The sequence below is a fragment of the Paenibacillus durus ATCC 35681 genome (assembly GCF_000993825.1).
In the GTDB taxonomy this organism is placed as follows: domain Bacteria; phylum Bacillota; class Bacilli; order Paenibacillales; family Paenibacillaceae; genus Paenibacillus_AQ; species Paenibacillus_AQ durus_B.
On record NZ_CP011114.1, the window covers coordinates 4,461,635 to 4,484,068 of the forward strand.

Here is a 22,434-nt window from a genome sequence, read left to right on the forward strand (position 1 = left end):
TTTGCCATGCCGCGAACATAAGCCGCGATTAATTTCGGATAGTGGATATATGGAAAAGGCATTCTAGCTGTAATTCTACTCTGTATCCGGTGGACTGTCTAAGTAAATACTGGAACCTGCGCCCATTTTGCGCTCAGCTCAAAAAATGTCCATAATTGTTGAAAAATATCCCAACCGAGGGAAGCTATCCCCTTTCGCATTCAGCTTAAACCAGACTTCGGAAAGAGCGATGCGCCGTCATCGCGGAAGAAGCAGCGCGGCACCCAGAACGGCAATGCGCGCGGCATTCAGCAGAACGAAATTCCGCACGGACAGAATAAAGGTCGCGGCCTTCTCCTGTCTTGCCGTAAACTTCGCGAGGTTGCCGCTCAGGGGAATCCATGTCAGCAGAAGGAGCAGCACCAGAAGAGGGTGTAAGCCCAGAAGCAGCAGCACGGCCAAGTCGGCATAAGACACATAATAGAGCAGCCTGAACAGTATGAGCGCTCTCTCTTTGCCGATGTGTACCGGCAGCGTATAGCGGCGGTTCTCGATGTCTTCCTCAATGTCGCAGATGTTGTTCGCCAGCATGATATTCGCAATGCAGACAATGGCCGGCACCGAGAAGCAGAACAGGTAGACCGTTTCCACAAGGTTCAGATGAACATGAACCCATCCCCGTTCTAAAGTCAGCAGCGCCAGCGTCCCGTCCGTATGTATAAATGCGGAGATAAAGATGATGACAAAGCCCATAAACAGCCCGGAGAACAGCTCCCCGAGCGGCATCCGGGAGATCGGGACCGGCCCGAACGAGTATAAAATGCCAATCAGAAAAGACAGCCCTCCCAGAAAAAAGAGGATCAAATTCGTCTGGGCCACAAGCAGCAGCCCGCAGCCTGCCGCCAGCAGCAGGAGCAGAACGATCGTGCCGACCACAGCACTTTCCTTCAATTTACGCCGAACGATGGGATTATGCGTTTCATAGCCGTAGCCGTGCCTTCTTGAAGCTTTTTTAAAATCGTAATAGTTATTGATTGCCGTTGTCGCCATATCAAAGCAGAGCAGCGACACCAGCATTAATGCAAAGCGCCCCGCGTAAAAACTGTCGAACCGGTAAAGAGCATACAGCGTTCCCATGATGAAAGGAATCACACTCGCCACTTTTGTCCGGATTTCAACCAATTCCAAAAAGCTTCTCCCGTTCACTGCCTCACCCAGCCTTATTCGTCATAGTTGTCATTGTAATTATACAAACGAATGTCACAAGTTCCACCATTTTTCGATAAAATCCATCCTTCTTCATGATAGGCAAGGCCTAAACGATATGGTATGATAGGCTGGCTTGTGCCGGAATCGATTCCATTCCGTATAAGTCAACACTTTCAACTGTATTGGGGGCTTTATTGTTTATGTCAGCGCAAACCTCGTCAACCCAGTCTGTCAAATGGGTCACCGCCGATCCAAGCGCGATCGGTCTGTTCGGACTGGCCATCGTCACCCTTGTGGCATCCTCGCAGAAACTGGAGATCACCAGCGGCCTGAGCTATGTGATTCCGTGGGCCATTTTTCTCGGTGCATTCGCCCAGTTGTTCGCCTGCATCCAGGACGCCAAGCACAACAATACCTTCGGCATGACCGCTTTCGGGGCCTATGCCTTTTTCTGGTTCGGTATGGCCGGAAGCTGGCTGATCAAGCTGGGCGTATTCGGTGCTGTACTTGCCGAAGCCATCGATCCGAAGCAGCTCGGCTTCGCCTTCCTCGGCTATCTGGTTTTCACCCTGTTTATGACCATCGGCGCCACCGAGACCAATAAAGTGCTGCTGATTATCTTTGCGCTGATCGATCTGCTGTTTCTCGGTTTGACCTTCGATTCTTTCGAAATCGCAGCGGAAGCCTTCCACCGGCTGGCGGCCTTCTCGGAGCTTGGCATCGGCATCGTCTCCCTCTACGGCTGCGGCGCATCCGTCCTGAACGCTCACTTCGGACGCACGTTTCTGCCGCTCGGCGCTCCGCTGCGTATATTCAAGAAATAACGACAAGGCCCGTGGCCAGTCTGTCTAACGGATGTTCGCGCTGCCCCTTAGAAAGGCATACGCGGAAATCCGTTTCTTTTTTAAAATATGCCTGAACTACTCGTATCGGAGGCAGATTATGGCTTTCTTTAAGAAAAAGCCTTTTACGATCATCCTCATCTTCATCGTTGTTCTTCAAATCGCACTATTCTATTATTATTCCTTGTCGGTTGACCGGGAGTACCGGGCCGCCAAAGCCGATTTGTCTTCTCAAGCCAACCTGCTAACATCGAATATCGAAGAGAGAGCCTCGATTGTCAAAGGCGTCAGCTCCTTTATCCAAACCGTCGGTTTCGATGCCGATCCTGACGAAATTAACCGCTACCTGTACAGTGCCTACAACAGTACCAATCACATGATGAATGTATTGATCGCGCCGGAAGGCGTTATCCGCTATCTTTATCCGATTGAGGGAAATACAGCGATTCTTAATAAAAGCCTGTTTTTCGAATCCCGGCTTTCCACGCCTGGCTTGATTGAGGAGACCATCCGGTCGCGGACTATAACGATAGACGGTCCCCGCGTTCTCGCCCAGGGCGAATATGGAATGGTGATCAGACAGGCGATTTTTAAAAATAATTCATTCGAAGGCATCGTCTCCGTCACGCTGCGGATCAACGACATCATCGACCATTTTCTAGGAAACAACTCCCGGGTGTACGTGACGCGGGAAGATCATACATTTTTATTCGGCTCCCGTGCGGAAAACAAGGGGACCCTGATCAGTATTCCGGTTCATTTCTACAACCAAAGCTGGCTGATTAACACTTATCTTGATCCGAGAGCAAAATGGAATGCGCTGGTCAGCGTGCTTCTGGTGGATCTTGCCTTTTTGTCGATCATTGGCTCCGTACTCTATTTCCTCAGCCGGCAAAGACGGTTCAACCGCGAGCTGGAACAGGTCGTCAATATCCGCACACGCGACCTGCGCATATCCGAGAGGCTGTATGAGAAGCTCGCTTATTATGACAGTCTGACCGAAATCCCGAACCGCCGGTTTTTTATGGACGAATTCGACCGTTTGCTCAAGGCGGCGGAGCCCGCGCAGACCTTTACTTTATTCTTTTTCGATCTCAACCGGTTCAAGGAAATTAATGATACGCTGGGACACTCGGCAGGCGATCAGGTGATACGGACACTCGCCGGACGAATACATAAGGTCAAGCTTCCTTGCAGGCTGTTCGCGCGAACCGGAGGAGATGAATTTGTCATGCTGTTCCAGGACCTGCCCCGTGAGAGCATTGCGGAAATGGCCGAACAGCTCAGCGAGGCCGCTTCACAGCCGCTTGTGATATTCGGAACGCATCTCAGCCTGTCCGTCAGCATCGGTATTTCACTGTACCCGGAGCACTCCACGAATAAAGAAGACCTGCTTAAATACGCCGACATGTCCATGTATCAGGCCAAATCGACGGATGGGCAAGGTTATTTCCTGTTTGACGATCAGCTCAGGGAGAAGCTGCAGCAAAAAACGATGATTGCCAAATATCTGCATTCCGCTCTGGAGAACCATGAATTTGTGCTGCATTATCAGCCCCAGGTCAATGCCGCCACCGGTGCTGTCGCCGGTCTGGAAGCGTTGGTCCGCTGGAACCATCCTGAGAAGGGACTGCTTCTGCCGGGCTACTTCATCTCGGCCGTTGAGGAAGCCGGACTCATGACCCAGTTGACCGATTGGGTGATTCACGAAGTATGCCGGCAGCTAGCCGCGTGGAAGCGAGAGGGGCTGCAGATTCTGCGTACCTCCGTCAATATTTCCAACAGCTGGTTTTACAACCGCAACCTGATCCTGATGCTCCGCTCCATCCTGGATGAGTACGGGCTTACACCGGACTGTCTCGAATTCGAGATTACGGAGAGCACCGTCCTCTTGGAGGAGCATTACCCGCTGCTGCAGCAGATGCGCGATGAAGGGATTCTTGTGTCTGTCGACGATTTCGGGACCAAGTATTCCTCTCTCAATTATCTGAAGCATTTTCCCGTCGGCAAAATCAAAATCGACCGCACCTTCATCATCGGCATCGGCCAAAGCTCCATCGATGAGACGATTATCAAGTCGATCACATTTGTCGCTTCACAGCTCGGCTACGACCTGATTGCCGAAGGCGTTGATAGCGAGGAGCAGGTTGACTTCCTGATGGCGAACGGCTGTAAATATATGCAGGGCTTTCTATTTTACCGTCCCCTTCCCGCAGAGGAGATTAGATTGCTTCTGACAGCAAAGGATGCGGCGGCGCAATAGAATCACAGGTCTGCGCAATATGCAGGACACCCCAGATGGCACAGCTTCTTCAATATGGCTCCAGGGAAGCTTTGTATAAATTGTGAAAAATGGATATCCTCGCCTGAACCGCCCATACTAAGGTCATTCTCCCACGGAGGTGGCCAAGGCAGTGAACAAAAAAATGAATCTGCTGATGTTCAGCGGCGAATACGATAAGGCGATGGCCGGACTGATTCTGGCTAATAGCGCGCGAGAGATTGAGGTGGAGGTTTCGATATTCTTTGCCTTCTGGGGGCTGTTCCTGGTGCGGGACCCTGAAAAAATGACGCTCGAGGACAAGAGTATCTATGAAAAGCTGATGGACGTCATGACGCCCAAAGGGCCGGAGCAGCTTCCGCTGTCGCGGATGAATTTCAGCGGGCTCGGAAAATGGATGCTGGAGGAAATGATTGAGGACCAGGGCGCGCCGAAGCTGATTCATTTCTTGAAAGGCGCCCGCAAAAAGAACATCAAATTCTACGCCTGCAAGCTGTCTGTGGAAATTATGGGCTTTAAGCCCGAGGAGCTGCTGCCGGAAGTGGAGATCATCGATGCGGCTTCCTATTTAAAAGACGCGCTGGAGAGCGACCTTCAGCTGTTTATTTGAGTAGCAAGGCCGCCCTAACTGCCGCCTTGATACTTATCTGTTCCGGCTTGGCAAGCGGCCTTGCGTCTGGTTCTTGCTGGGCGTTCACCTATTTTTTGCCCCGGGCATATACTGAGCCAAAGACTCTTGGCTGGAGGGACTGCCCCGTGCTTAAATCCACCCTCGCCTCTTCTGCGGAAGAGGCTGATTCTCTGGAGGCGTATTTTAGCCCTTTTCGCGAACATACAATCGGCCTCGGACATCCCATTTCAACCCCATACGGAAAAAAGCCTTTGCTGTACGCCGATTGGACGGCCAGCGGCCGTCTGTACGAACCGATCGAGCGGAGGATACAGGAGCGGTTCGGCCCGTTTATCGGCAATCCGCATACCGAGGCAAATGCCACCGGGATAACGATGACCCGGGCTTATGAGGAAGCCGGGCAGATCATTAAGCGCCATGTGAACGCAGGCCCGCGCGACATTCTGCTCACCTGCGGCCATGGAACGACTGCGGCGGTGAACAAGCTGCAGCGGCTGCTTGGGCTCCGGCTGCCGGAATGGATGGAGGAACGGGTAACGCTGCCGCCGGAGGATCGGCCGGTTATTTTCATCACCCATATGGAGCATCACTCCAACCTCATCTCCTGGCAGGAGACTATCGGCGAGGTTGTCGTCCTCCCCCCGGGTCCGGACGGAAATGCCGATCCACGGCAGCTTGAAGCCGCGCTGCGGCCGTACCGGGGCCGCCGCCTGAAGATCGGCTCGTTCACCGCATGCTCGAATGTAACCGGAATCGAGACACCGTACAGAGAGATGGCAGCCGTCATGCACCGCTACGGCGGTCTGTGCTTTGTCGATTTCGCGGCAAGCGCCCCGTATACGGACATCGACATGCATCCGCCGTCTCCGATGGAGAAGCTGGACGCCATCTTCTTCTCGCCGCATAAATTTCTCGGCGGGCCGGGATCAAGCGGCGTCCTGGTGTTGAGCGCGGCGCTCTACGGCAACTGGCGGCCCGACGAGCCGGGCGGCGGCACCGTTTCCTGGGTAAGCCCGTGGGACGGCCCCAGCTACTCTCAGGGAATTGAGGCCAGAGAGGACGGCGGAACGCCCGGATTTCTGCAGGCGATCCGGACCGCGCTGTGCCTTCGGCTGAAGGAGCGGATGACGACGCAGAACATATTGCGGCATGAGCGTACGCTGTGCCTTCAACTGCTGGACGGACTTCAAGCGATACCGGATGTCACGGTGCTGGAGGGAGGCTTCCGCCATCGTCTCGGCATCGTATCCTTTACGGTTCGGGATATGCATTACAACCTCGTCGTCAGGCTGCTGAACGACCGCTTCGGCATTCAGGCCCGCGGCGGCTGCTCCTGCGCGGGGCCTTACGGGCATTACCTGCTCTCCATCGGCAGGGAAGCCTCTGCCCTGATGAGCAAGACCATCCACAGCGGCGATCAATCCCTGCGGCCGGGATGGGTCCGCCTGTCGCTGCATCCCGTTATGACCTCCGGTGATGTCGCCTTGATCGTGTCGGCCCTGGAGGCGATTGTAAGGCACAGGGAAGCCTGGCGGGCCGACTACCGCTATAACCCCGCGACCAACTGCTGGCGGCACCGCTCAGAGGGCGAAGACGGACCGGATATGGAGCGGTTGTTTGCGCTGTAGTCGGCCGCTTGGGCGGAGCGCTGGCCGGGGGCGGGGCAGGCCGCTTAGGCAGGGACGCGGCCGGGGGCGGCACGCTTTTGCGGGGTGTGAGGGGTTCCGCCCAGGCGGTCGCTGACCGGGGCAGGCCGCTTGGACAGGGACACGGCCGGGGGCGGCACGCTTTTGGAGTGTGAGGCTGGCTGCTCGAGCAGTCGCTGGCCGGGGGCGGGCCGCTTGGACAGGGACACGGCCCGAGGACGGCACGCTTTTGCGGGGTGTGAGGCGGGCTGCTTGAGCGGTCGCTGACCGGAGCCAGGGCCGCCTGGGCGGAACGCGTCCGAAGCAGCCCTCTGAGGCGGAGCTTTGCGGGGGTGCCCTCCCCCTTAGCCCTGAAGCAACGAGCCGCAGAGGATGGCGTACTTTGCTCCATTCTCGGCGGCTCGTCTCCTGTCCTTGCTGTATAAAAGGCTTGCCCAAGACCGCAGGCAAGCCTCTCCATGAAGCGGAAATCCTCCCGCTTATTCATAAATTACAGCGCACTTTTATTCGCTGAACAGGAAAAGCTCCAGCTTATTTCCCGCTTCCCTGTCCATTCCGGCTTAAACGCGGAATTAAGAGGGAGCTTTTCCCGGCCAACCTTGGAAAAGCCCGATTTCAGGCAAAATAAAGGGGAACTTTTCCGCTTTATCCGTCCCCCTACATTCTGCTCCGTTCCCCTCTAGCCCTCCACAGTCCAGTCCAGCCAAAATATCCGGTCCGGCTCCCATTCCCATCCTTACCGCCTCGCTCCTTCATTTACGGCTCAGTACGATACGCGGCACGGCCCCTGACGTTCCCCTCTATTGGAGCGGGCGCTGCCAGCGGCATTGTCGTTGGCATTATTTTCGCCATCGGTTGCTCCGTTCCACTCTATCCCGGCCAGGCCTCATGTCCCTTCTTACCGCCCCAGACTACGCTTCCGCCACCATATCCAGATCAGCGGCCTGAGCGTTTGAGATGACCTGCTGCACATCTTTGCAGCCTGGGATCACGCTCGTCACCGCGGGATGCTGCAGGCACCAGCCCAGCGCCCACTGCGCCATGTTGAGGCCGGCCGGCACTTCGCTTGCGGCGATTTCGGCAACGATGCGCAGCTGCTCCTCCCGCTTCTTCGCATCATGGTTCGCCCGCACATCACCGGTCTGGAACACCGCATCGGCCTTGTATTTGCCGCTGAGGTATCCGCTCGCCAGCGGAACCCGGGCCAGCACCCCAAGGTTATGCTCCTTGCACAGCGGGAACAGCTTCTCTTCCGGCTGACGCTCCAGCCGGTTGTAGACTACCTGAATCGCCTCGGCGCCGATCTCCGGAGCGGAGGACGTCTGATGAACGCCGTCATTCGCGGTGCTGATGGAAACACCCAGGTGCCGGATTTTCCCCGCCCGCTTCTGAGCGTCCAACATATTCCACAGCTTGTCGTTGTCATATTCGGTGTCGGTGCCGGAATGGAACTGGTACAGGTCGATATACTCCGTCTGGAGTGCGCGCAGCGAGTCGTCCAGCTGCTTCAGCACATCGTCCGCGCTCCACAGCTGTTCCCGTTTGAGATGGCCGCTGAAATGATGGCCGAACTTGGTCGCGACGATCCAGTCCTCGCGTTTGCGGCGGCTCAGGTAGCTGCCGATAAACTTTTCAGAGAGATGATCTCCGTAGCATTCAGCCGTATCAATCAGATTGATGCCGAGCTCGCCGGCCTTGTCCAGCATTTCATCGACTTCTTTCTGAGCGAAATCCTTCCCCCATTCACCTCCGAACTGCCAAGTGCCCACTCCGATAACCGATACGTTAAGACCCGTACTTCCAAGCTTTCGATACTTCATCTGTCGCATTCCTCTTTTCTTAAGGGAGTTTGAACTATGAGCTTCCACCGCTGCGTGTGAGTCTTGAAAAATAACCCTCAATCGACTTGACACCCCACAGCGACAGCAGAACGAACAGCACCACATAGATCATTTCAACGGGATTTCGGATGAACCGTCCGGCATCATTGCCGATATTCGATACGGCGAACACCATAACCGCCTTGCCTGCGGCCAGAGCCAGCAGATAGGAGCGCAGCCGCATACCGGCAAGCCCGGCGGCCATATTAATGATAACGAACGGCCCAACCGGGAACAAGCTCAGCAGGAACACAAAGCTGAAACCGCTGCGCCGTACCCACTCCATGGCTCTGGCCACCTTCGGCCGCTGCGCCCATTTGCGCAAGAAGCGCTGAGAGGCGATTTTGCGGATGATCAGGAAAGTTGCCAGACAGCCAGCTACAAGACCAGCCCAGGAGTACAAAAAACCGAGCCATAACCCGTACACCGCCGCATTCAGGCCGACGATAAGCAGAGTTGGCAGCGGCGGAACAAATGATTTCATAAAGGTCAGCGCAATCCCAGGGAAAGGACCGAGCGACCGGTAACGCTCCAGCATGTCCCGCAGATTCTCCTCGGTCAGCCAGGAGATGGCATTGAGTGCATACATAACGGACCTAAGCGCTCCTCATCTATCCAATGATTTCAACAGCCCTATTATACATGATAACTGTGCGGATTTCCCTTCTGGAAATCTCCCCATCCCTATATGCAAATTCGTTCTTCAGCAATCGACGGCGTTCCCTTACGGCTTTCTTATTTTTGGGCATTGAATAAAATGTCAAACCTCCGGAAACGTTCGCCATCGTGATTGCGCTGTCTCTGCTCGGACTTGCCATCAATTATTCATTGGCGGCGCTGGAAAAAAGAACGTTCAAATACCGGGAGGAGCTTCCTGGTACCGGCAAAACGTTCTGAGAATGGAAAAAGGTTGGCCCGCCGTCCGCTCACACAGGACGATGGGCCAACCTTTTTCATTAACAGCAGCCTTATTTAATCGCTGCTTTGAACGCCTCGATGTACTGAGCCGATTTCTTGGCAACGAGACTGTAATCCTTCTCACGCAGGGCATCTGTGGTCAGGTCGGAGCCGATGCCAACAGCAAATGCTCCGGCTTTGATCCAATCTTTAAGGTTTTCCAGATTGACGCCGCCTGTCGGCATCACATTCGCCTGCGGCAGAGGGCCTTTAAAGGCCTTGATCATGGACGGGGAATACAGATTTCCAGGGAACAGCTTCACAACATCAACACCCAGGTCGAGTGCTTCCTGAATTTCCTTCGCCGTCATAACCCCCGGCATGATAGGCACACGGTACCGATTGCACAGCTTAACCGTATCCGGATTCAGAGAAGGTCCAACCACAAATTCCGATCCGCTTAGGATAGCGGCGCGCGCAGTCTCAGGGTCGAGCACGGTTCCCGCGCCGATAACGGCATATTTATCGGAGTCGGCAGGCGCGCTCGAAGAGTATTCGGCGGCCAGCTTCTCAATGGCTCTCAAGGCAAACGGCACGGTCAGCGTAACCTCGATAATCTTGATGCCTCCAGCGATCGATTGCTTCGCCATTTCCACGACTTCTTCGGGGGAGTTCCCGCGGAGCACCGCGACAACGCCTCCCTCATGTATTTGATTAATGATGCGCAGCTTTTTCATTTCCAGTTCCCCTTTGCTTAATATGAGATGATAATGCGAACGTATTGGCTTCGATTACTTGCTAACCGGGGCCTTGACCGGGAATTTAGGCGCTTCTCCGTTAACCGCACGGATGGCTTCTTCCGCAGCCATCTTCGCCATGCGGTAACCGGCCTCTACCGTGTTGGAGCCGACATGCGGGGAAGTCACCACGTTAGGCAGTCCGACGATATCCAGCGTTGCCGGCGGCTCCTGAACAAAGGTATCCAGACCCGCGCCCGCGATTTGCCCCGAGGACAAAGCCTCGTACAAATCCTGCTCAACGACCAGGTCGCCCCGTGCCGTATTGATCAGTATTGCGGACTTCTTCATTTGCGCCAGAGATTCCTTGTTGATCATACCGACCGTTTCAGGAATCGCCGGAGCATGCAGAGTAATGAAATCGGACTGCGCGTACAGTTCCGGAAGGGTAACGTACTGCACACCATACTTGTCGATCATGTCTTGACGGACAAACGCGTCATACGCAATGACCTTCATATCAAATGCAACGGCACGCTTTACGACTTCGGCTCCGATAGCGCCGAGACCGACAACGCCCAGCACTTTGTCTCCGAGCTCCGAGCCGGTAGTGCGGCCCCAGCCTCCGTCCCTTACTCCCGCATTCATTTGCGGAATATGGCGGGCGACGCTCAGCATCAGGGTGAGCGCCAGCTCCGCTACCGAACGGGTAGGAGCGCCCGGTGTAATCGTGACCGGAATGCCCAGACGGCTCGCGGCTTCCACGTCAATATTATCGTAGCCGACGCCGTATTTTGCAACAACCTTCAAGGTCGGAGCGCCCGCTTCCAGCACCTTCGCAGTCACCTCGTCGATCCCGGTAATCAGCGCATCCGCGCCCTTGATTACTTCGATGAGCTCCGCTTCTTTCAGCGGACGGCCTTCCGTATTCCAGATGACCTCGAATCCCGCCTGAAGCAGCATTTCCTTCGCTTCCTCCGAACGGGAGAAAGAACGCGGCAGTGCAACTACTTTTGGCATACGGTTACCCCCTCTTTCACAGCTGGAGCCTCGCTCTTGCCTTCGGACACGACGCGAACGCCGCCTTTTGAAGCCGAGGAAGCATGCTGTGCATACAGACGCAGCAGCTTGCTGGCTTCAATCTTGAACTCTTCCAGACGCTCCGCACGTTTCGCCAGTTCTTCATCCGATACATGCAGCTGCAGCTTGCGGCTGGCGATATCGATCTCAATCATATCGCCGTCCTGTACCAGCGCAATCGTTCCGCCTTCAGCGGCTTCAGGGCTCGCATATCCGATCGACAGGCCGGACGTCGCGCCCGAGAAACGGCCGTCCGTTACCAGCGCGGCGCGCTTGAACTTGCCAAGGATTTCCGTACAGCGGTGCAGCTCGCGCATACCAGGTCCGCCTTTCGGTCCTTCATAACGGATGACGACGGCGTCGCCTTCCTGGATCAGACCCGCTTCATAGGCTTCCGAGAAGGCTTCCTCGGAGTTGAACACCTTAGCCGGTCCCGTGAAGCTTCTCAGCTCAGGAGCTACCGCCGACTGCTTGATCAGCGCGCCGTCTACAGCCAGGTTGCCTACCAGTACGGCTACGCCGCCTTCCTTGTCGAGCGGCTCTTCCAGCGTGCGGATAACATCGCGGTCGAGTACAGACGCATCCGCAATGTTGTTCTCCACGGAATCGCCTGTCACGGTCAGAGCTCCGGTGTGCAGCAATCCGCCGAGTTCCTTCATTAAAGCCTTCATTCCGCCGGCACGCTGCAGGTCGTTCGTGGTATATTCTTGGTTATTCGGCGTTACACCCGCCAGGAACGGTACGCGGCGGCTGATGTCGTCGAACAGGGTCATCGGCAGTTCGATGCCGAGTTCATGCGCAATCGCCGGCAGATGCAGGCACGCGTTCAGCGAGCCGCCCATAGCGAGCAGCACGGAAATGGCATTCTCGAACGCTTCGCGGGTCATGATTTGGCTCGGCGTAATGCCTTTCTTCACCAGCTCTACGGCTTGACGTCCGGCAGCTTCAGCAGCGTCCAACTGCTCGTCCGACAATGCCTGCATCCAGGACGTATTCGGCATAGCCATGCCGAGCGCCTCGGACAATCCCTGCATCGTGTTCGCCGTTCCGAGGAACGGGCACGCTCCAGGACCCGGGTAGTATTGGTTGGTCACTTCAACCAGACCTTTTTCATCCAGCTTTCCGTCGAGGAATGCCCGTCTTGCCGCTTTGGATTCCTTCGGCTTGATGTGGTTCGGCATAACTCCGCCAAGTACAACCAGACCCGGCAGGTTCAAGCGAGCGGCTGCCATCAGCATGCCTGGAACGATTTTGTCGCAGGAGCTAAGGACGACCATGCCGTCAAAAATACCATGCGCCTTCACCATCGTTTCCACGCTGTCGGCTACAATTTCGCGGCTCGGCAGCGAATATTTCATGCCTTCATGCCCTTGCGCGATTCCGTCGCAAACGGCGATGGTGTTGAATTCGAGCGCCAGACCGCCAGCAGCCTCGATCCCTGCCTTTACACGGTCAGCCAATTGGCGCAAATGCACATGTCCCGGCACGATTTCGTTCCAGGAGTTGGCTACGGCGATGACAGGCTTATCCATTTTGGAGTAGTCTACTCCGCAGGAACACAGATGGGCCTTCAGAATTGCTCTGGTAAACGGCGAGATGGTAGAAATCCGGTTGCTCATAATAATTCCCTCCAAGTTTTACTGCTTGATTTTGTCTACTTGATTTTTTCTGAACGAATATGTCAATCCTACATTATTAATAATACATAAAGGGAAGAGACGACGCTGTGCCAAAATTGACAGGCGCGCCGTATCTTCCAGGATGAAATTTACGCTGCCATTTTCTCGTCAGGGAGGGTTCCCTTCGGAGTTTTTACCACAATGGTCATTACGACGGATACAACGAGCGCCAGCGCCATGAAGATAAAGGAGGCGTCAGGTGAACCGGTAGAGCCGTTCAGGTAACCTACAATGTAAGAGCCTGCGAAGGAACCAAGCGCTCCAAGGCTGTTGATCAGCGCCATCGCGCCGCCCGAAACGTTCTTGGGGAGAATTTCCGGAATGATGGCGAAGAAAGGTCCATATGGCGCGTACATCGCTCCGCCAGCGATAACCAGCAGCGTGTAGGACAGCCAGAAGTTCGAGGCTCCGATCAAATAAGAACCATAGAAGGCGACCGCGCCGATGAGCAGACAAATCCAAACGGCGCCTTTGCGGTTCATGGTACGGTCAGCGTAGTAGGATACGCCAAGCATACCGATGATGGCTGCCAGGTACGGGCCTGCGGACAACCAGCCTGCATTGACAATTCCCATGCCCGAAGACTCTTTAAGAATGGACGGAAGCCACATCACAAAACCGTAAACACCGATACTCCAGAAGAAATATTGGATGGACAGCATAATAACCTTCGGGTTCTTGAACGCTTCACGGTAGTTCTTGACTTCTTTTATACCCTTTTGTTCTTCAAGAAGCGCTTGTTCAAGATCTTTCTTTTCGTTGTCGGACAACCACTTGGCTTCGCTAGGTTTGTCCTTAACCAGCCTCCACCAGAAGAATGCCCAAATTATGGAAGGCAGACCTTCTACGACAAACATATGCCGCCATCCGAGGCCATGTACCAGATATCCGGAGACAATAGACATCCACAGAACCGTAACGGGATTTCCGAGAATCAGGAACGTATTCGCACGGGAACGTTCGCTTTTGGTGAACCAGTTGCTGAGGAAGACCAGCATCGCCGGCATTACAGCGCTTTCTACAACTCCAAGTGTGAACCGGATGACATAGAGAACTCGGATATCGTTTACAAGACCGGTCGCAGCAGCGCATGATCCCCACAAGATCAGACAGAAAAATACGAGTTTCTTCGCACTTCTCTTGGCGGCGTAAGTCGCGCCGGGAATCTGAAAGAAGAAGTATCCCAGGAAGAACAGCGCGCCCAGCAGCGAGGAAGCGGACGGAGTAATATGCAGATCATCCGCCATACCGGATGCCGAACCGAAACTGTAGTTTGCGCGGTCCAGGTAGGCCAAGCTATAAGTAAAAAATATAACAGGAATCAGTTTCAGCCACCGGCTGGGCGCCAGCTTTTTGTTATCCATAATCGTTTCTCTCCTTATTGAGTTATAACGGATGCATTCATAAAGGCTTCCAGCTGCTCACGGGTAGGCAATCCTTCCGCGTCACCTTCTGCCGTTACGGCAAGGGCTCCGATCGCATTACCGCGGCGTACCGCTTCTTTAACCGCCAGACCGTCAAGCAGACCGCTGATTACGCCGACCGCAAAACCGTCACCGGCTCCAACCGTATCGACCGCCTTTACTTTGAAGCCTTCAACAACGCCTTCTTCAGTCGGTGTGCGGTAGTATGCGCCTTCTGGTCCGAGCTTCACAGCAACAAGCTTCACTCCGCGGTCAAGATAGTAAGCCGCAATATCCCTGTGATCGGAATAACCGGTGAGCAGCTTGCCTTCTCCTACGCCCGGAAGCACCCAATCCGCCTGAACAGCCAGGGCATTGACGTTCTCGATCATTTCCGCTTCGCTGCTCCACAGCTTCGGCCGCAGATTCACATCAAAAGAAATGCTCCGTCCGGCCGCTCTCATTGCTTTAATCGCTTCAAAGGACAGCTCGCGGGCGGATTCCGAGATTGCCGCAGGAATTCCTGTCAAATGGAGATGCTTTGCAGTGGTAAAGTATTGCATATCGACATCTGCCGGGCAGATTGTGCTGGCGGCGGAGCCTTTACGGAAATATTGAACCTGCGGATCTCCGTCCAAGACCTTGGATTTCATTTGAAATCCTGTCGGATAACGCTCATCCGTAAATACGGCATCCACATCAACGTTCTCTTTGCGAAGAGCATCAATAATGAATTTTCCAAATGCGTCATTTCCGACCTTACTGATCCACCGCATGCCAAAGCCGAGGCGTGCCAGACCCGTGGAGACATTTGTTTCCGCTCCGGCAAGAGCCTTTGTGAATTGTTCGATTTGATGCAGCTCGCCCGGACGATCGGCGATGAACATAGCCATGGCTTCTCCGAATGTTACAACATCGCATGCTTTCATAACCATTCCTCCTAAAGTGTGCACTTCGCAATATGGGCCTCGAAAGCGTAAACTCATGCTTCCGATATCATGGATACATACTGCCGCAGAACCTCTTCAACATCTTCACCTTCAACCGGAAACTCAATTGTGCGCGGCACATCGCGCGGGAGCAGATCCAGAATGTTACGCCAGAGGCTATCTTTTTCTTCCGGAAGTCCCAGAGTTACCAGCTTCCCATCGATTTTCTCTACATGTTTTAAATGAATATAGCCGACATATTTGTTTAGTTCCGCCGCCGCTTTCATGGCTTCTTCTTCGGTAAATTCCCAGTTGCCGATATCAAAGGTCATCTGGATAAAAAGCCCCGCTTCTTGGCAATCTTCAAAAAATTTCCGGAGCTTCAGTACATTACCGCCATGAAGTGTTTGGTCATTCTCAACCGTCAATTCCAAAGCGTCCGAATCGGATACAAGGCTCTTCCAGTACTTCTTCAGCCCTTCAAGATCCGATACTCCGGATTTGTAATGCCCAAGCGAAGTCTTGAGCCATACTGCTCCGATTGACAGCGCCTCCGGTATAACAACACCCAGCTTCTCCACATTCAGCGAACCATCCGCCTTCCACAACTCAATGGGTGCCGAATAAACGCTTACAAGCTGACCCTTTCTGATCAAGCCTTTCAGATCGTCCAGGCGAGGGGTTTCCTCCCGAAACAGCTCTCTGCGGATTTCAATACCGGCACAGCCTGCGGCTATGGCTACCGGGATACATAATTCCTGTCCACCGTCTGCGGCCAGAGGCCCCAGGGAAGCCGTTGTTGTAAATACCTGAGTCATCCCAAATTCTCCTTTAGTCAAAAAATAGTCCTTCAAATCCCTAGAATTCGGCGTGTGGTTAACTGCCTCCACGTATCGCCCTGCTAATGGTACCGATAAACGGTATCGGTTCCATTAAACTTCTAAAGATGAGCCGCTTTAGTTAAAAGCGACCCTACGTGACACTTTTCACAACCTACGCTAATCGATTAGGAATGGAATCGGTTATCGGTATCGGTTCCACTGGCATTAAGATACATGAGGGGAGGCTCCCCAGTCAATACAGTTCACAGGATCTTAGCATTTCGTGAAGGAGTTGAGCCTCTTGTGATCAAATTCGCAGACAGGGCATAATGCCCCGGCTGCCCATTATCGCCGGCAATACGCTCCAGAATGAGCTCCATCGCCTTATTGCCGATCTCATAAGTTGGCTGCGCAATGGTTGTAAGTCCGGAGCCCACAACGGGAGCCCACTCGGAATCGTCAACACCGGCAAAGCCGACATCCTCGGGGATACGGAGCCCCCGCTTCTGCAGAGCGTTGATCAATTTCAGTTGGGTCACTACGTTGACCGCAAAAATCATGCGGTATTGACCCTGCGTCTCGGCAATAAACCGGTCCAGTTGTTCGTCGAACTGCCCCTGGATCCGGGGCTCATATTCGTAAATATCGTCGACGCTCGGATGTCCGGCCGCAGCCAGAATCTGGACAAAGGTCTGGGCCCGCTCAATCCGGGAGCTGACATGCTGAATAGGCTGCGAGAAGAATCCGATCCGCTCAAATCCCTGCTCAAGAAAATACCCCGTCGCTTCGGTCATGGCCTTGTCATTATCGGTTCCGACCGTATCGACTTCAAGTCCCGGGATGCTGCGGTCGATCAATACGATCGGAATTTGGTCCTCCGAGAGTTCCTGCAGATTCTCCAGGTTCTGTCCGGTCGGGTGGATGATCAGCCCGTCAACGCGCTGGGCATGGAGCATCGCGATATAATTTTTTTCCTTCTCGGGATCGTTATCCGTATTGCACACAATCATGCTGTACCCCTGTTTCGTGCACACGTCCTCGGCCCCCTTAAGAACGGAGGTGGAGAAGGGATTGGAAATGTCGGCAAAAATCATGCCGATGGAGTAGCTGCGGTCCTGCCGCAGGCCTCTTGCCAGTCGGCTTGGCCGGTAGCGAAGCTCCTTCACACTCTGCTTAATTCTTTGCAGGGTAGCTTCGGAGATGGATTTATAGTCTCCGCTTAAATAGCGGGATATCGTCGTTTTGGAAACCCCCGCCGCTTTGGCCACATCGGCGATGGTCGCTTTTTGCGGGGGCCTGGAAGGTTGATTTATGGAATCCATATATTTTCCTCATTCTTAAGAAGTTTTGTGATTCTTAATTATATCACGTCAGCTACCCCGGGCCAAAGCCGCGAGTGTCTTTTTGCAAACAAATGAATATTTACAGAAAACAGTGTACTCCCGTATTCTAACAGATGTCAGGGCGACAAAACTTCTTCTTTAATATATAATTATGAAAATTTATGGAAGGAGAGAGCGGAATTTGATCGAATCAGGAAAAATACGTCTGCGGAAGACGGAAGAGGGCGACTTGGCATTCGTGATTGAGGCCGAGCGGGATCGGCACAACAGCCTTTATGTAGGCCAATGGAATGAGCAAGAACATCGGAATGCACTGCGGGACCCCGATATTTTGCACATCATCATCGAAGATGCGGCGGGGGAGCAAGCGGGATATGTGATCGTAACGGGTCTTACCGATCCCAATCTGTCGATATGCATCAAGCGTATAGTCGTGGTGAAAAAAGGAAGCGGCTACGGCAAAGAAACGCTCCGGCTGCTTAAGGAATGGCTGTTCCGCAGCACATCCGCACACCGCCTATGGCTGGACGTCAAGACGCATAACGCCAAAGCGCGCCATATTTACGAGGGGGCCGGCTTCACTCCGGAAGGCACCTTGCGGGAATGCGTAAAGGCCGACGACAGGTTCGATTCGCTTCACATCCTGTCGATTCTGCGGACGGAATACGAGGCGGGACGTTAACGCGAGCAGTCCGGCGCGCTTGCGGCCGATCCGCCATGCGCTTCCGGCAGATTAGCCATTCGCTGCCGTGCAGCATAGCGGGTGGCCGGGGCCGGTGTGCCGAAGCCAAGCTCCTACTCGGCATGACTTTATCCGGAAGAGTATGCCGCGCCGAAATCCGCACTCTGTTCTTCCGGCTGCTCCGGCCTTTAGTCCCCGCGTTACTCCAGCAGCGTCACGGACACGCCGACTTCAAGCGTGCTGCTGCCCCCGCGGTACACGCCCTGCAGCGGGCTGACATCCGCATAATCGCGCCCTGTTCCAACACGGATGTGATTGTCCAGCGCCTCCACATTATTGGTCGGGTCAAGGCCGACCCAGCCGATGCCAGGCACCATGACCTCGACCCAGGCATGAGTGGCCGCATCGCCCTTAAGGGCGGAATCTTGGCCGACGTACAAATACCCGCTTACATACCGGGCCGGGATGCGGCCCGCGCGCAGGATGCCGATCATGATATGGGCCAGATCCTGACACACCCCTTTTTTCAGCTCAAAAGCCTGCCGGGCCAGCGTATCCACGCTTGTCGCCTCTCCGCAATAGGTGAACGTTTCGTATACATAATTCATGACTCGTAAAGCGTACTGCACGGGATTATCCATCTCGCCCAGCCCGCGCTTCACTTCCGACAACTGTTCCGGGTGCAGCAAGGTATAGTCGGTCTCGTTCAGATAGGACAGATAATGCTGCCGGAATTGCTGAGAATGAAAAATATCCTGCATCCGCTTCGAATACCGGATTTCATGAATAAAGGAGCCCCGCTGAATGCTCACGACCGACGTGGTCTTCACTTCCAGCAGATTATGCTTCTCGGGTATAAAAAAGGTCTCCACCTGGTTGCCCCATAAATCGGTATATTCCTTCGTCAGGGAAGCCGGTGTGATCTCCGCCCGGTACATCAGCAGCCGTTGTACTTCATCCGTCAAGGGTTTAAGCCGGATCGTATTCAGGCTTTGATCGACTTGCGTTTCATATGTGAACGTATTCGTATGCACAATTTCATAATTCATCGGAACTAACGTCTCCTTTGAGGCATTCTGTTGTACATTACCCATAGGCGCCTTTTTTAGCTGATCGTAAATTTATTAGAATCCCTTAGTTTTAGGTACTCTAAATGTACATGCCCATCTGTCCATAGTCTCAATCCATCTGAAGACAAATCATTTAATATTAAATTACTCAGCACGTATTCCCCGTCATTGATAAATACTTCGACGGCATTCTTATCCACTAATATTTCCAGCTTAATTTTCCCCTCTTTCGGGTGTACAATCACTCTTTGCGGTCTGTTGAACTCCTCAACATCAACCTTTATCCTTGAATTTTCCCTATTGAACACAAATTCATTTATTGATTTATCATATGTCAGGTCTGCATACTGCCCATCCCCATCTCTAACAAAAAACCCAAACTTTCCTTCCGTTAAATCTCCGACATCGATTTGGGTCTCAATAGTATAAGAAAGTCCGTGAAAATCTTTAAAAATATTCTCTTGGCCAGTGTATATATCTACCCCTCTTATATCCAATATTGTGGAAAAATTGTCCGGAAGATTCCATATTGGTTTTTGTACCAGCTTTAATCCGTCTGTTGTTGTTTTTAACCGTATTTCTCTTACAATGCTCGTATTTCCATTAAACGTATCCCACGGGAGCTGACGTGCGTAATTCCAATTATTCATCCACGAAATAAAGTACCTGAAGTTCCCATTGGTATACGGAGCATCCCAAGTAACCCCTGTATAGGAGTCTGCGCCCTGTTCCAGCCATTTGACAGGAGTTTCAGCATGAAACCCCCTTCCATCAAAGTCACCTACAAAGTAACTGGAACCTGTGGTTACACCATAATTAAACCCATTTCCCCCTACCACCAAGACCCATTTTTTATTGTCGCTATTATCATCTACGTTCAATTGAAAAAGATCAGGACATTCAACAATTCCAATATCCTGTTTGACAAAAGAAGAAGCATACTCCCAGTCTTTTAAGTTAGAAGAGGTATAAAATCCCACTTTATCTCTTTCTGCTAATAGCATGACCCACTTTTGGGTTGGTTCATGCCAAATGATTTTGGGATCTCTAAAATCGGCACTTCCTGTTGGGTTATGCTGGACGATATCATAATGTTTAAAGGAATTTCCGCCATCTGTACTATACCAAAGGTGAGTAGATTGTCCCTCAAACGGCATCGTTACTAGCGCAATTACAGCATTTTTACCAAACCCTGCTGTGTTATTTTCATCGATAACCGCACTGCCCGTCCAAGGGTCTCCATACGGAGTTTTATATTTTTCTATAGCTACTGGTTTTCGCTCCCAGTGAACTAAATCCGTAGATACCGCATGAGCCCACTCTGTGCCATTTCCACCCAATGAAAAGTCGTCGTTATAAAGATAGTATAGATGGTGTTGACCGTTGATGTATAAAGGTCTTTGGACGTCGTTCATCCACTCTGCTTGAGGAGTAATGTGATACTCCGGACGATTTAATTCACCATACGCAAAGGCTTCGTTCGATCCAACAAATCCAAAAGAAAATAATAATCCAACAAGGGCTGCGCACAGTACACCTCTTACTTTATTACTTATACATTTTACTCTCACTCTCATTGAATCCCCTTCCTCTAACCGTTTTTAACTTCAGCTCTTCCTCATATATTTGATTTATCGGAATACGCCAGCTCAAATACAATATCTGGATCGACAAATTTCACCAAATTGCTGTATAATTCTTCTAATGGAGCTCTCAATAGGTGCGCGGAATTGGTCGAAAACTGCGTTTTTGTGCAGGAAAGCCGGAGTAAAACGGATAGTAGCGGAGTAAAACGTGTAGTGGATATGAACTGAAGCTGCGGATACACCGGCGTGAAAGCTGTGAGGACTATCTGCTAATGAAGGCATGTACCAAGGCGAAAGGAACCCGGAAGATCGGGGGTGAGCATGGAGGTCAGGCGGCTTTCGCTCGCCCATAATTTGCTGAAGAAACATGCGGTAGACAAAATGAAACCGGCCGGCCAAGGATGAATTCCTTGACCGGCCGGTTTGCTGTTTTTTATGTGGGGAGTCCCTAAAGATTTTAGAAACCTGCTTTTAGGACAGCCTCAAAAATGGATTGTATTAAATGTCTAAAGAAAATAAAGTTGTAGACTGAGAAAATATAGTATTAGACTACCGTCACTTCATTAAACTAACGGGCAGGATAACGTGGAAACATATTTCACATACTCCAATTCCAGGTTATGGTAATATAGGGTTGAATTTATGAAAAGTGTACAAGGGAGTGTAAGCGAAATGGCTGAAGAACCGTTCATCTTTCTAGCGTGTATAATAGGTTTTATCGTTAAGAATGGATGAATGTAAATAGTACATATGGAGGTAATTAAGTTTGAAAACTCACTACTATCTCAGTTGGTTTAATGATTTTTTTCCAGAGAAGCTGGTCCAATGGTTGCATGAGGATATAAAAGACAGAAAATCGCTTGTTATGATTAGCGCTCAACCGTCTGGTTATAAAGTTGAGCAAATTAACATTGATGATGTTTCTGAATGGACATGGTTGAATCAGGCTAACATTATTTTTAATGAATATCATTTAATTGATAACCGCATGCAGAAGGAAGATGCCCAGCGATTAATTCAAAACGCTTCTGTCATTTTTTTATGCGGTGGAGATCCTGTTTTGCAGAACGATTTTTTGGCGGAATATGAATTATCCGATGTTATTAAAAGCAGCAATGCCGTTATAATGGGTGCCAGCGCCGGTGCGATAAACATGGCTGCAAAATGGTTAAGCTTGAAAAACACTGGCTATGAAGTTGAAACAAGTACTATTTATGATGGTATTGGCTTTGATCATTTTGCCTATGAATCTCATTCTAAACGCGACTACGCCGCGTTTGTTCAAGGCTACCTGTTCCCCTTGTCTGAAGAGATTGATGTTTATGCGGCAGAACAGGAGAGCGCTATGCGTGTAAAGGACGGCAAAATAGACATAATGGGGCCTGTATATTTAATTTCCCACTCAAAGATTCAGAAATTGGTTGAGACGCTCTAAATAGGGTGAGTGGCTGTGACCTAACTGATTTAATTCCTTTTGATGTATAAAATCAAGGCTTACAGCGAATCATCTCAGGTTTCCTCTCTATGTTTGGAATACGGTTTGTAAACAGATGCAATCTTAATATCCCCAGGACTTATTGTTGGGCAGAAATAATAAATTTTGTAAACCGCCTTCAATGGCGGTCTTTCTATGCTCGGCGGATGCTAGCTGCTCATTTTATTGAACTAACGGAGAACGTTAGTTCAATGCCATGGGGTAGACCATTAGTTAAATCACATATCGGACGAGCCTCTGCAAA

Annotated in this window: 18 protein-coding genes; 6 read left to right on the forward strand and 12 right to left on the reverse strand. The window is 52.1% G+C overall.

Annotation, left to right across the window (positions count from 1 at the left end):
- Positions 1 to 237: 237 nt before the first annotated feature.
- Complete coding sequence (locus VK70_RS20810) at positions 238 to 1,185, reverse strand: 1,4-dihydroxy-2-naphthoate polyprenyltransferase (protein WP_025695045.1); 948 nt, start codon at positions 1,183 to 1,185, stop codon at positions 238 to 240.
- Between the two features lie 203 nt (positions 1,186 to 1,388).
- Here VK70_RS20810 and VK70_RS20815 point away from each other — a divergent pair, with 203 nt between their 5' ends.
- From VK70_RS20815 to VK70_RS20830, 4 genes are all read left to right on the forward strand, one after another.
- A complete protein-coding gene (locus VK70_RS20815; RefSeq protein WP_025695046.1) occupies positions 1,389 to 2,012 on the forward strand; it encodes an acetate uptake transporter in 624 nt (207 codons plus the stop codon).
- Between the two features lie 118 nt (positions 2,013 to 2,130).
- A complete protein-coding gene (locus VK70_RS26720) occupies positions 2,131 to 4,293 on the forward strand; it encodes a putative bifunctional diguanylate cyclase/phosphodiesterase (RefSeq protein ID WP_025695047.1) in 2,163 nt (720 codons plus the stop codon).
- Between the two features lie 151 nt (positions 4,294 to 4,444).
- Positions 4,445 to 4,921, forward strand: coding sequence for a DsrE/DsrF/DrsH-like family protein (locus tag VK70_RS20825; protein ID WP_025695048.1), 477 nt, complete (start codon positions 4,445 to 4,447; stop codon positions 4,919 to 4,921).
- A 146-nt stretch (positions 4,922 to 5,067) separates the two neighbouring features.
- Positions 5,068 to 6,570, forward strand: coding sequence for an aminotransferase class V-fold PLP-dependent enzyme (locus VK70_RS20830; RefSeq protein WP_046723710.1), 1,503 nt, complete (start codon positions 5,068 to 5,070; stop codon positions 6,568 to 6,570).
- 929 nt (positions 6,571 to 7,499) lie between these two features.
- Here the strand turns inward: VK70_RS20830 and VK70_RS20835 are convergent.
- The 9 genes from VK70_RS20835 to VK70_RS20875 form a co-directional block, all read right to left on the reverse strand.
- Positions 7,500 to 8,408 (reverse strand): aldo/keto reductase, encoded by a 909-nt coding sequence (locus tag VK70_RS20835; RefSeq protein WP_046723712.1) that lies wholly within the window; start codon positions 8,406 to 8,408, stop codon positions 7,500 to 7,502.
- A 34-nt stretch (positions 8,409 to 8,442) separates the two neighbouring features.
- Positions 8,443 to 9,057 (reverse strand): TVP38/TMEM64 family protein, encoded by a 615-nt coding sequence (locus tag VK70_RS20840; protein ID WP_025697543.1) that lies wholly within the window; start codon positions 9,055 to 9,057, stop codon positions 8,443 to 8,445.
- Positions 9,058 to 9,436: 379 nt separating this feature from the next.
- Positions 9,437 to 10,102, reverse strand: a complete 666-nt coding sequence (locus tag VK70_RS20845; RefSeq protein WP_025692410.1) for a bifunctional 2-keto-4-hydroxyglutarate aldolase/2-keto-3-deoxy-6-phosphogluconate aldolase — start codon at positions 10,100 to 10,102, stop codon at positions 9,437 to 9,439.
- Between the two features lie 54 nt (positions 10,103 to 10,156).
- The gene (locus VK70_RS20850; protein WP_046723713.1) at positions 10,157 to 11,122 is read right to left on the reverse strand and encodes a phosphoglycerate dehydrogenase; all 966 of its coding nucleotides are present in this window, start codon (positions 11,120 to 11,122) and stop codon (positions 10,157 to 10,159) included.
- Positions 11,110 to 12,801, reverse strand: a complete 1,692-nt coding sequence (ilvD, locus tag VK70_RS20855; protein WP_025693790.1) for a dihydroxy-acid dehydratase — start codon at positions 12,799 to 12,801, stop codon at positions 11,110 to 11,112. Before ilvD ends, VK70_RS20850 begins: the two co-directional genes overlap by 13 nt.
- Before the next feature lie 149 nt (positions 12,802 to 12,950).
- The gene (locus VK70_RS20860; protein ID WP_025693789.1) at positions 12,951 to 14,225 is read right to left on the reverse strand and encodes an MFS transporter; all 1,275 of its coding nucleotides are present in this window, start codon (positions 14,223 to 14,225) and stop codon (positions 12,951 to 12,953) included.
- A gap of 14 nt (positions 14,226 to 14,239) precedes the next feature.
- Positions 14,240 to 15,193: a sugar kinase gene (locus tag VK70_RS28650; protein WP_025693788.1), complete on the reverse strand. Its 954-nt coding sequence runs from the start codon at positions 15,191 to 15,193 to the stop codon at positions 14,240 to 14,242.
- 53 nt (positions 15,194 to 15,246) lie between these two features.
- Complete coding sequence (locus VK70_RS28655; RefSeq protein ID WP_025693787.1) at positions 15,247 to 16,011, reverse strand: hypothetical protein; 765 nt, start codon at positions 16,009 to 16,011, stop codon at positions 15,247 to 15,249.
- Positions 16,012 to 16,277: 266 nt separating this feature from the next.
- Complete coding sequence (locus VK70_RS20875; RefSeq protein WP_025693786.1) at positions 16,278 to 17,336, reverse strand: LacI family DNA-binding transcriptional regulator; 1,059 nt, start codon at positions 17,334 to 17,336, stop codon at positions 16,278 to 16,280.
- Between the two features lie 202 nt (positions 17,337 to 17,538).
- Here VK70_RS20875 and VK70_RS20880 point away from each other — a divergent pair, with 202 nt between their 5' ends.
- On the forward strand, positions 17,539 to 18,039 hold the full coding sequence (locus tag VK70_RS20880) for a GNAT family N-acetyltransferase (RefSeq protein ID WP_025693785.1): 501 nt from the start codon (positions 17,539 to 17,541) through the stop codon (positions 18,037 to 18,039).
- A 200-nt stretch (positions 18,040 to 18,239) separates the two neighbouring features.
- Here the strand turns inward: VK70_RS20880 and VK70_RS20885 are convergent, their stop codons facing one another.
- Entirely contained in the window at positions 18,240 to 19,088 is an 849-nt protein-coding gene (locus VK70_RS20885; RefSeq protein ID WP_025693784.1) for a transglutaminase family protein, read from the reverse strand.
- A 56-nt stretch (positions 19,089 to 19,144) separates the two neighbouring features.
- Positions 19,145 to 20,686 carry a glycoside hydrolase family 32 protein gene (locus tag VK70_RS20890; protein ID WP_025693783.1) on the reverse strand — a complete coding sequence of 514 codons (1,542 nt, stop codon included), beginning with the start codon at positions 20,684 to 20,686 and terminating at the stop codon, positions 19,145 to 19,147.
- Positions 20,687 to 21,461: 775 nt separating this feature from the next.
- Between VK70_RS20890 and VK70_RS20895 the strand changes: the two genes are divergently transcribed.
- Positions 21,462 to 22,130 (forward strand): Type 1 glutamine amidotransferase-like domain-containing protein, encoded by a 669-nt coding sequence (locus tag VK70_RS20895; RefSeq protein WP_025693782.1) that lies wholly within the window; start codon positions 21,462 to 21,464, stop codon positions 22,128 to 22,130.
- Positions 22,131 to 22,434: the final 304 nt, after the last annotated feature.

Coding starts and splice junctions, on each gene's coding strand:
- VK70_RS20815 (WP_025695046.1), top strand. CDS start 1,389: ATGTCAGCGCAAACCTCGTCAACCCAGTCTGTCAAATGGGTCACCGCC.
- VK70_RS20840 (WP_025697543.1), bottom strand. CDS start 9,057: ATGTATGCACTCAATGCCATCTCCTGGCTGACCGAGGAGAATCTGCGG.
- VK70_RS20845 (WP_025692410.1), bottom strand. CDS start 10,102: ATGAAAAAGCTGCGCATCATTAATCAAATACATGAGGGAGGCGTTGTC.
- VK70_RS20890 (WP_025693783.1), bottom strand. CDS start 20,686: ATGAGAGTGAGAGTAAAATGTATAAGTAATAAAGTAAGAGGTGTACTG.
- VK70_RS28655 (WP_025693787.1), bottom strand. CDS start 16,011: ATGACTCAGGTATTTACAACAACGGCTTCCCTGGGGCCTCTGGCCGCA.
- VK70_RS26720 (WP_025695047.1), top strand. CDS start 2,131: ATGGCTTTCTTTAAGAAAAAGCCTTTTACGATCATCCTCATCTTCATC.
- VK70_RS28650 (WP_025693788.1), bottom strand. CDS start 15,193: ATGAAAGCATGCGATGTTGTAACATTCGGAGAAGCCATGGCTATGTTC.
- VK70_RS20875 (WP_025693786.1), bottom strand. CDS start 17,336: ATGGATTCCATAAATCAACCTTCCAGGCCCCCGCAAAAAGCGACCATC.
- VK70_RS20835 (WP_046723712.1), bottom strand. CDS start 8,408: ATGAAGTATCGAAAGCTTGGAAGTACGGGTCTTAACGTATCGGTTATC.
- VK70_RS20860 (WP_025693789.1), bottom strand. CDS start 14,225: ATGGATAACAAAAAGCTGGCGCCCAGCCGGTGGCTGAAACTGATTCCT.
- ilvD (WP_025693790.1), bottom strand. CDS start 12,801: ATGAGCAACCGGATTTCTACCATCTCGCCGTTTACCAGAGCAATTCTG.
- VK70_RS20850 (WP_046723713.1), bottom strand. CDS start 11,122: ATGCCAAAAGTAGTTGCACTGCCGCGTTCTTTCTCCCGTTCGGAGGAA.
- VK70_RS20885 (WP_025693784.1), bottom strand. CDS start 19,088: ATGAATTATGAAATTGTGCATACGAATACGTTCACATATGAAACGCAA.